Origin of the sequence: Campylobacter gastrosuis, assembly GCF_030249845.1 — a bacterium.
Lineage (GTDB): Bacteria > Campylobacterota > Campylobacteria > Campylobacterales > Campylobacteraceae > Campylobacter_A > Campylobacter_A gastrosuis.
Genome location: NZ_JANURM010000025.1, coordinates 1 through 6,886, shown reverse-complemented (window position 1 = coordinate 6,886; position 6,886 = coordinate 1). Strand labels below are relative to the sequence as shown.

Below are 6,886 nucleotides of genomic sequence, written 5' to 3'. Positions count from 1 at the left end.
TGATACAAAATTTTGTGCATTGCCGTTTAAAATCACACTGCCATCATCATTTTTAAAAACATCATCACTGCCAAAAACACGATTTATTGTGTTTAAATTCTCATCGCTTAGACCGATTTTTATGTAATTACCACTTACTGCGTCTTTAAAATAAGTGGTATTTTTAAACTCACTTTTACCGTTATTTACCTTAATATCGTGTGAATTTGCAAGGCTATCAACGCTTTTTGATAGCTCGGTTAGCTCGGATTTGCTTTTACTTTTTTGGCTGATTTGTGGTGCATTAAAGGCAAACATATCAGAAAATGAGTAGCCACTAAATCTAGTTTGACTAAAATCTAATTTCATTTTTAGCGCTTAGCAACCCCAGCGAAAATAGGCACAAGGGCGATTTATCAGCGAACCACCTGAGATATAACTGTTTGAAGTTTTTGAATTTATAATGTGATAATAGCCCGGTCTTAGATAATTTACTATGCCAGATGCACTAAATGAGCCGTTATAATATCCACCAACAACCTGCTTCATTTCATTGTCGTTTAAAATTTTAACACCAGCAGATTTTGACTAACAACGCCATTTGTAGCTTTTAAAAGCAGGTCATCACTGGCATTTAAACCTAAAATCAACAAAGCACTAAGTAGTGCAAATTTGCAAGATTTAAACATTTTTATCTCCTTGTTTTTAAGAATTATGTAATTATAGCATAATTTTATTTTTATTGTCAATATTTTATAAATAGACATATAAGATTTTAAATAAAATATTTGTAATATAATCATTCATTTTTTATATAACCAACCCAAAAACAACACAAAAAGCAAAAACACTAAAAACAGGATAAACACATAGAAATAAAAAAATGATTTAAAAAAGCAGATAGATAAGATAAACACAAAGCCCGCAGCGACCTACTTTCCCAGCACCCCAGTAAGGGGGAGTATCATCAGCCATGACGAGCTTAGCTTCTTGGTTCGAGATGGAGCAAGGCGTTTCCTCGTCTGTATAGCCACGAGCAGTGTTAAATAAAACTTACTCATAAGTCTTATTTAACACTGATTGGTTTTGTTAAGAGTGAAGCGTTTTAAAAAAAACTTTTTCTTATTTAAGGTAAATTCTTACAAATAATTTGTAAGAAAGATTGCAAGCATTTTTGGTTTAGACAAGGCGGATTTTAATGAAGCGAGGGAGCTACCTTATCGGTAGTGACCGAAGCTGAATTAAAATCTAACGCAGTATAAATCAAAAAGACGTAGCAAGATTTTATCCTTAACAAGGAAGTGATGCTTAAAAAGATAAGCAAACGAGCTATTAGTACTGGTCAGCTAAATGACTTTCATCAATTACACACCCAGCCTATCAAACTAGTAGTCTACTAGAGCTCTTAAAAGAAGATTCATCTTGGAGTTGGCTTCGAGCTTAGATGCTTTCAGCTCTTATCACATCCGAACGTAGCTACTGAGCGATGCCCTTGGCAGGACAACTCATACACCAGTGGTTCGTTCGACCCGGTCCTCTCGTACTAGGGTCAACTCTCCTCAATCTTCTTACGCCCACGGCAGATAGGGACCGAACTGTCTCACGACGTTCTGAACCCAGCTCGCGTACCGCTTTAAATGGCGAACAGCCATACCCTTGGGACCTGCTCCAGCCCCAGGATGCGATGAGCCGACATCGAGGTGCCAAACCTCCCCGTCGATGTGAGCTCTTGGGGGAGATCAGCCTGTTATCCCCGGGGTACCTTTTATCCTTTGAGCGATGGCCCTTCCACACAGAACCACCGGATCACTAAGACCGACTTTCGTCCCTGCTTGACGTGTATGTCTTGCAGTTAAGCTGGCTTATACCTTTATACTCTACGAACGATTTCCAACCGTTCTGAGCCAACCTTTGTAAGCCTCCGTTACATTTTGGGAGGCGACCGCCCCAGTCAAACTACCCACCAGACATTGTCCTACATGAGGATAACTCATGCTAGTTAGCTATCAGAATAAAGAAGAGTGGTATCTCAACAATGGCTCATATACAACTGGCGTCATATACTCAAAGCCTCCCACCTATCCTGCACATCTTTATCCCAATAGCAGTATCAAGCTGTAGTAAAGGTCCACGGGGTCTCTCCGTCTTGCCGCGGGTAGGAGGAATTTTCACCTCCACTACAATTTCACTGGATCCCTCTTCGAGACAGCTCCCATCTCGTTACGCCATTCATGCAGGTCGGTATTTAACCGACAAGGAATTTCGCTACCTTAGGACCGTTATAGTTACGGCCGCCGTTTACTCGGGCTTCGATCAAGAGCTTCGCATTGCTGCTAACCCCATCAATTAACCTTCGAGCACCGGGCAGGCGTCACACCCTATACATCCTCTTACGAGTTAGCAGAGTGCTGTGTTTTTGGTAAACAGTCGGGAGGGACTCTTTGTTGTAACCTTCAATGCTTACGGAGTAAATCCTTCACAAAGTTAGGCACACCTTATACCGAAGATACGGTGCTATTTTGCAGAGTTCCTTGAAGAGAGTTCTTCCACGCGCCTTAGAATACTCATCCCACCCACCTGTGTCGGTTTACGGTACGGGCAACATTATCTAAACTTAGAAACTTTTCTTGGCTCGACAGTATCAAGGATTCGTCATCCATTCCGAAGAACTTCAAACGCCTGTAGGGTCTCGGCTTAAAAGAGCTCGGATTTGCCTGAACTCTAACCTACACCTTTCGACCAGCACTTCCATCCGCTGGCTCCTTTAACTCTAAGCGTCCTTCCATCGCACAATAATGTTGGCATTGGAATATTAACCAATTTTCCATCGCATACCCCTTTCGGACTTTGCTTAGGACCCGGCTAACCCTACGATGACGAGCATCGCGTAGGAAACCTTGGGTTTACGGCGTTGGGGATTCTCACCCCAATTATCGCTACTCATGCCTGCATGCTCACTTCTATCCGCTCCAGCGCTCCTTACCGGTACACCTTCAACGCTGAATAGAACGCTCTCCTACCACTTAGTAAAACTAAGTCTAAAGCTTCGGTACTCATTTTAGCCCCGTTATATTTTCCGCGCAGAATCACTAGACCAGTGAGCTATTACGCTTTCTTTAAAGGATGGCTGCTTCTAAGCCAACCTCCTGGTTGTTTCAGTAACTCCACATCGTTTTCCACTTAAATGAGATTTAGGGACCTTAGCTGTTAGTCTGGGTTGTTCCCCTCTCGACGACGGATTTTATCACTCGCCGCCTGACTGCTGTGATTACACACTAGGTATTCGGAGTTTGATAGGGTTTGGTACATTGGTGTATGCCCTAGCCCATTCAGTGCTCTACCCCCCAGTGTTACGACACAACGCTATACCTAAATATATTTCGGAGAGAACCAGCTATCACGATGTTTGATTGGCCTTTCACCCCTATCCACAAGTCATCCCATAGCTTTTCAACGCTAGCGGGTTCGGTCCTCCACTGGCTCTTACACCAGTTTCAACCTGCTCATGGATAGATCACATCGTTTCGGGTCTGCAGCATCTGACTAATCGCCCTATTAAGACTCGCTTTCGCTACGGCTCCGGGTTTCCTTAACCTCGCCAGACACCACAACTCGCAGGCTCATTATGCAAAAGGCAGTCCATCACCCTGATAAATCATAGGGCTCTGAATGATTGTAAGTAAATGGTTTCAGGTTCTATTTCACTCTGATCACCTCAGTTCTTTTCACCTTTCCCTCACGGTACTTGTGCACTATCGGTCTAGTAGTAGTATTTAGGGTTGGATCGTGGTCGACCCAGCTTCAGACAGGATATCACGTGTCCCGCCCTACTCAGGATACTGCTAAGTAAAACATCGCTTTCATATACGGGAGTATCACCCTCTACGCTCAACCTTTCCAGATTGTTCTATTAGCTTTGTTTAGTCTATATTGCAGTCCTACAACCCCACTAGTAAACTAGTGGTTTGCCCTCTTACGCGTTCGCTCGCCGCTACTAGCGTAATCTCTATTGATTTCTTTTCCTGTTGGTACTAAGATGTTTCAATTCCCAACGTTCGCTCCATTATATGGTAACTGACATCTCTATCAGTTGGGTTGCCCCATTCAGAAATTCCCGGATCAAAGCCCCTTGACGGCTCCCCGAGACTTATCGCAGCCTGGCACGTCTTTCATCGCCTCTACTAGCCAAGGCATCCACCACTTACTCTTAGTAGCTTACCTTTTATTAGTATATGTGTATATTCTAATTCGCATCACTTCCTTGTTAAAGATAATTTTCATTACTACATCTAAATTTTAAACTCCAAGACGGAAAGCATTGACAGATATGATGGATAAGTTTTAAATCCCATAATATCTTGTGATGTCAAACTTTTGCATTTAATGCAAGAGATTAAAATTTTAGATCTTTAACAAGTCCTGTAAAATTGTTTTTATTAAAACTTGCTTGTGACTCTTAACAATGATAAATAAATGAACATTTAGATTAAAAAATCTAAATCAAATTTTTAGAGTTAAAAACTTGATTTAGATTTCTAAGTTAAACTAATAAAGCCCTTTGATTGGGGTTTGAATTATAGCTAAAAAAACTTACAATAAGCTTTATGGTGGGCCTAACAAGACTTGAACTTGTGACCTCACCCTTATCAGGGGTGCACTCTAACCAGCTGAGCTATAGGCCCTTTGTTTTATGGTGGAGAATAGCGGGATCGAACCGCTGACCTCCTGCGTGCAAAGCAGGCGCTCTCCCAGCTGAGCTAATTCCCCCTTTAAGTCGTTCTTTTTTCATTATACTGCGTCAATTAACTCATAAACTGCGGTCATTACCAAAAGGTAACTCCCTTGTTTATTTCGTTAATTTCCTTGTCTAATAAAAAAATAACTTCCTTACAGAAAAATCTAAAATTTATAAGAGCAAAAGTAGAATTTTAAAACAAAAAACACAATCGCTTTAAATTTTAGAGTATCTTTATTAGCTGTCAATCTTTCAAAACTAAACAAGGATCAATTGAGATATTCCTTTATGAACTGATAGTTGTGAGACTTATCAGTTTGTACTCTAGAAAGGAGGTGATCCAACCGCAGGTTCTCCTACGGTTACCTTGTTACGACTTCACCCCAGTCGCTGATTCCACTGTGGGCGGTAGCTAGTTTAGCATTCCGACTTCGAGTGAAATCAACTCCCATGGTGTGACGGGCGGTGAGTACAAGACCCGGGAACGTATTCACCGTAGCATGGCTGATCTACGATTACTAGCGATTCCGGCTTCATGGAGTCGAGTTGCAGACTCCAATCCGAACTGGGACATATTTTATAGATTTGCTCCATCTCGCGATATTGCTTCTCATTGTATATGCCATTGTAGCACGTGTGTCGCCCCGGACATAAGGGCCATGATGACTTGACGTCGTCCACACCTTCCTCCTCCTTGCGAAGGCAGTCTATTTAGAGTGCTCGGCCTAACCGTTAGCAACTAAATACGTGGGTTGCGCTCGTTGCGGGACTTAACCCAACATCTCACGACACGAGCTGACGACAGCCGTGCAGCACCTGTCTCAACATTCTAGCAAGCTAGCACTTCCATATCTCTACAGAATTCGTTGGATATCAAGTCCGGGTAAGGTTCTTCGCGTATCCTCGAATTAAACCACATGCTCCACCGCTTGTGCGGGTCCCCGTCTATTCCTTTGAGTTTTAATCTTGCGACCGTACTCCCCAGGCGGTATACTTAATCCGTTAGGTGCATTACTGCCAAGACTAGCTTAGCAACAACTAGTATACATCGTTTAGGGCGTGGACTACCAGGGTATCTAATCCTGTTTGCTCCCCACGCTTTCACGCCTTAGCGTCAGTTGAGTTCCAGCAGATCGCCTTCGCAATGGGTATTCCTGGTGATCTCTACGGATTTTACCCCTACACCACCAATTCCATCTGCCTCTCCCTCACTCTAGATTATCAGTTTCCCAAGCAGTTCTATGGTTAAGCCATAGGATTTCACAAGAGACTTGATAATCCGCCTACGCGTCCTTTACGCCCAGTGATTCCGAGTAACGCTTGCACCCCCCGTATTACCGCGGCTGCTGGCACGGAGTTAGCCGGTGCTTATTCCTACAATACCGTCAGGTTTCTTCTTGTAGAAAAGGAGTTTACGCTCCGAAAAGTGTCATCCTCCACGCGGCGTTGCTGCTTCAGGGTTTCCCCCATTGAGCAATATTCCCTACTGCTGCCTCCCGTAGGAGTCTGGACCGTGTCTCAGTTCCAGTGTGACTGATCATCCTCTCAGACCAGTTATGCGTCATAGCCTTGGTGAGCCATTACCTCACCAACTAGCTGATACAATATAGCCTCATCCTATGCCGAAAAACTTTCCCGACTTAACTTGTGTTAAGAAGGAGTATGGAGTATTAGCAGTCATTTCTAACTGTTGTCCTCCTGCATAGGGCAGATTAGCTATACATTACTCACCCGTGCGCCACTAAGATTAAATAGCAAGCTACTTAACCTCCGTTCGACTTGCATGTATTAGGCACGCCGCCAGCGTTCACTCTGAGCCAGGATCAAACTCTCCATAAAATTTTATTTATGAAGTTTTTAATCTAAAAACTTTTGTTTTTTATTTATTAGTTTTAGTTTGCTAATATAAGCAAACTGGCTCAATCGATCACTTGTTTAGATTTCAAAGATTGACTAATAGTTTAACATTAATAATTTAAAAGAACAACGATAAAAAAGAAAGGCTTTATTAACGTAGAAGTTAAAGGTGGTTTCTCTCAACTCGTGAGCTGGAATTATATAAGAGTAATGCTTAAATAACGCTTAAATTTATTAGAAAAAATGAGAAAATTTTAAAAAAGATTTTTTTGGGTGGGGGAGGGAGGGTTAAATATATATAATGTAAGTAAAATT

3 protein-coding genes, 2 tRNA genes and 3 rRNA genes are annotated in these 6,886 nt (G+C 42.3%); all 8 read right to left on the bottom strand.

Annotation, left to right across the window (positions count from 1 at the left end):
- Nucleotides 1–348: hypothetical protein (locus NYG85_RS10910; RefSeq protein WP_284938615.1), on the bottom strand; the 348-nt coding region annotated here is incomplete at its 3' end.
- A gap of 9 nt (nucleotides 349–357) precedes the next feature.
- Nucleotides 358–528, bottom strand: coding sequence for a hypothetical protein (locus tag NYG85_RS10905; protein ID WP_284938613.1), 171 nt, complete (start codon nucleotides 526–528; stop codon nucleotides 358–360).
- An 11-nt stretch (nucleotides 529–539) separates the two neighbouring features.
- Entirely contained in the window at nucleotides 540–668 is a 129-nt protein-coding gene (locus tag NYG85_RS10900) for a hypothetical protein (protein WP_284938611.1), read from the bottom strand.
- 230 nt (nucleotides 669–898) lie between these two features.
- Nucleotides 899–1,017: ribosomal RNA gene (gene rrf / locus NYG85_RS10895) — 5S ribosomal RNA — on the bottom strand.
- A gap of 274 nt (nucleotides 1,018–1,291) precedes the next feature.
- Nucleotides 1,292–4,200 (bottom strand): 23S ribosomal RNA (locus NYG85_RS10890).
- Nucleotides 4,201–4,584: 384 nt separating this feature from the next.
- A tRNA-Ile gene (locus NYG85_RS10885) sits at nucleotides 4,585–4,661 on the bottom strand.
- Between the two features lie 9 nt (nucleotides 4,662–4,670).
- Nucleotides 4,671–4,746 (bottom strand) — tRNA-Ala (locus NYG85_RS10880).
- Nucleotides 4,747–5,042: 296 nt separating this feature from the next.
- A 16S ribosomal RNA gene (locus NYG85_RS10875) occupies nucleotides 5,043–6,553 on the bottom strand.
- Together the 16S, 23S and 5S rRNA genes with 2 tRNA genes alongside form the textbook arrangement of a ribosomal RNA operon.
- Between the last annotated feature and the right edge of the window lie 333 nt (nucleotides 6,554–6,886).

Excerpts from the sequence above, each read along its gene's own strand:
- NYG85_RS10905 (WP_284938613.1), bottom strand. The coding sequence starts at position 528 with ATGAAGCAGGTTGTTGGTGGATATTATAACGGCTCATTTAGTGCATCT.
- NYG85_RS10900 (WP_284938611.1), bottom strand. The coding sequence starts at position 668 with ATGTTTAAATCTTGCAAATTTGCACTACTTAGTGCTTTGTTGATTTTA.